Origin of the sequence: Idiomarina sp. UBA3176 (assembly GCF_002364295.1) — a bacterium.
Lineage (GTDB): Bacteria > Pseudomonadota > Gammaproteobacteria > Enterobacterales > Alteromonadaceae > Idiomarina > Idiomarina loihiensis.
Window position 1 is genome coordinate 9,819 of the sequence record NZ_DEXU01000004.1, and the last position, 3,117, is coordinate 12,935.

1 protein-coding gene is annotated in these 3,117 nt (G+C 43.1%); it reads left to right on the top strand.

The features are described from left to right. A partial coding sequence (locus B2U97_RS01525) for a TonB-dependent receptor (protein WP_286830192.1) occupies window positions 1–2,955 on the top strand: 2,955 nt, incomplete at its 5' end. Between the last annotated feature and the right edge of the window lie 162 nt (window positions 2,956–3,117).

A 3,117-nucleotide genomic window follows, 5' to 3' on the forward strand; every position in this document is an offset into this window, starting at 1 on the left:
ACAGCTGCGGCAGTTGCTGCAGCTATGGGCGTTTCCGGTCTTGCTGTTGCACAAGACACATCTGGTTCGGTCCGTGGCCAAGTAACTGTAGAGTCGGGAGCTGCGCAGTCAGCAAGCGTAACAATCCGAAATATTGAAACCGGTTATACACGTACAATTCAAGCCAATAGTGAAGGTACATATCGTTTCCCTTCGCTTCCTATTGGTCGTTACGTAGTTACTGCAAATGCGGATGGTTATGAGCCAGTTGAATCCGATATCGTTACCGTAAGCCCGGGCACCTCACGTAACGTAGCAATTCCACTTAGTAGCGGAATTGAGCGTATTGATGTTTCAGGCGCGTCAATATCAATGGTTGATACACGTTCATCGGGCACTTCTTTAAATATTGGAGAAGCAGCCATTGATCGTATTCCGGTTCCGAGGGACGCAACGTCTGTCGCTCTTTTGGCTCCAGGTACAGTCGCTGGTTCTCCGGGCTTTGGTAATCTAGCATCTTTCGGCGGGTCATCAGTCGCGGAAAACCAAACTTATATTAACGGGTTGAACGTCACAAACTTCCGTAATGGTCTAGGGTTCTCAGACGTTCCATTCGAATTTTATTCTGATTTCCAGGTCTTGACCGGGGGCTATAGCGCCGAATTTGGTCGCTCAACAGGCGGCGTTATTAATGCTGTCACCAAAAGTGGTACGAATGAATTTAAAGCCGGCGCCAATATATATTATAAACCCAGTGGTTTAAGAGAAGAGTCTCCAAATAGCTTCCGTCCAGACGGACGAGCATTACGCTTTAATGGAGCAGATAGTTTTTCTGAAGTCGAGGCTAATATATATGCGTCAGGCCCAATTATTGAAGACACTCTATTTTACTATGCAATATACAGCCCGCGCGATTTAGATGAAGATTTTACCAACACTAGTGGTACAACTTTCTTCAATGATTCAGCTGACGATGCTTTTTGGGGTGGTAAAATTGACTGGCAAATTAACAGCGATCATTTAGTTGAATTGTTGGCCTTCTCTGATAGCCAGGATACAACTCGTTTGGCATACCCTTATAGTCAGGAAAGTGGAATTGCAGAAGGCGCAGCACCAGGAACCACAATATTTGAACGTGGTGGCGACAACTACTCGATCAAATACACTGGTTATTTGACTCAGGATTTGACTGTTTCTGCATTATATGGCGAGAATAAATTCGCATTAACGACATCATCCCCACAAGGTGCGGTATGTAATATTATTACCGACCAACGAGCTGATGCTCCACTTGGCACTACAGCGGGTTGTGCTACAAGTACTCTGGAATTTGGTGAAGATACACGAGAAGCAGCTCGTATTGATTTTGAGTATGTTTTAGGTTTCGATCACTTGATTCGTTTCGGGTATGACCAAGAGACAAATACTTCGACAAGTATCCAGTCATCTCCAGGTCCAAATGGCGCCACCTATGTATTGAAAGATGTTAACCCAGGTGGTGAGCTTCCAAATAGTAGCGCTGTTCCAGCAGGAGTTGATCAAATCGCGGAAGAACGTGTTAGAACCGTAGGTGGAGATTTCGAGACGGTTGCTAGCGCATACTATATTGAAGATATTTGGTCAATAACACCGGATCTAACCGCAACAATTGGTTTACGTAATGAGAGTTTTGAAAATAAAAACTCTTTAGGTCAAACCTTTGTTGAAATTAAAGACATGTGGGCACCACGTTTAGGTCTTTCTTGGGACATAAATGGAGATGGTCAGTCGAAAGCATTTGTTAACATTGGCCGATATCATCTTCCGGTAGCTAATAATACCAACGTTCGCTTGTCTGGTGATGAAAACGATCGTACACGTTTTTACGCGTTAGAAGGTGCGACGGTTGGTAATATTGACAGCTTCGAAAGTTTGATTTTAGACTTAGGCGAGCAAATTGGAAATGAAGTTGTAAATGCCGATGGTGAAGTACCAGATGTTCAAGGGATAGTTGATCAAGATATTGACGCAATGTACCAAGACGAGCTTATTGTCGGTTATGAGGCAGCATTTGCAGACAACTGGAGTTGGGGTGTTCGCGGGATTCGTCGTGAGCTAAATGGTGCTATCGATGATATGTCGATTGAGAATGCTATTGAAAACAAGTTTGGCTGTGAAGGCTATTTTGAAGAAGCATGGTTCGGTTCAGGTGCCCCAACTTATGTGTTGGGTAACCCAGGCGAACCAATGACAGTCAAAACTGATACAAATTGCGATTTCGTAGCCGATGAAGTGGTAACCTTTAGCCCAGAAGAACTTGGATATCCTTCTGCAGTTCGTAACTATAATGCGGTTGAGTTAACGCTAGGTCGGGCATGGGACGGCAAGTGGTCTTTCAATGCATCGTATACTTGGTCTAAATCCTATGGTAATACCGAAGGTCTGGTTAAATCAGATATCGAGCAAGATGATGCTGGTATTACGCAAGACTTTGACTTCCCAGAACTAATGGATGGAGCGTTTGGTGATACACCAAATGATCGCCGCCATTCTTTCAAAGCGTATGGTACCTATGCGTTAATGGATAACTTTTTAGTTGGTGCTAATGCGAGACTGACTTCAGGTCGTCCTCTAAACGCTTTTGGTATCGGTCATCCAAATGGCGTGCCAGTATATGGTGATACATTCTACCTTTGTTCGGCAAATTGTGACGATGCCGATTTGGCGAATGAATACCTTAAATTCCCACGCGGTACATACAGTCGTACTGACTGGACATTCCAGTTGGACTTGAATGCGACTTATACGACTCAGTTGGCTAATACGGAAGTAGAGTTACGCTTTGACGTGTATAACTTGTTGGACAGTCAAGCTGTAACTAATCGTTACGAGTTTGCAGAAACAGGTACACCGGGTAATGCTGACAATGCATTTATGTTACCTACTACCTATCAAACTCCGCGTTATGTTCAGTTGAGTGCAGGTATTAAATTCTAAGTAATTTATATCTTCCAGTATAGTTAATTCAAGCCGACCAAAATGGTCGGCTTTTTATTTTTCTAACAAAGTAATCACTAAAAGTTTACAATCTTTTAACTTCCTGATAAATTTCTTAACACTTCATATAAGAAGTAAAATAATAAAAACGTTCCAGGGAGT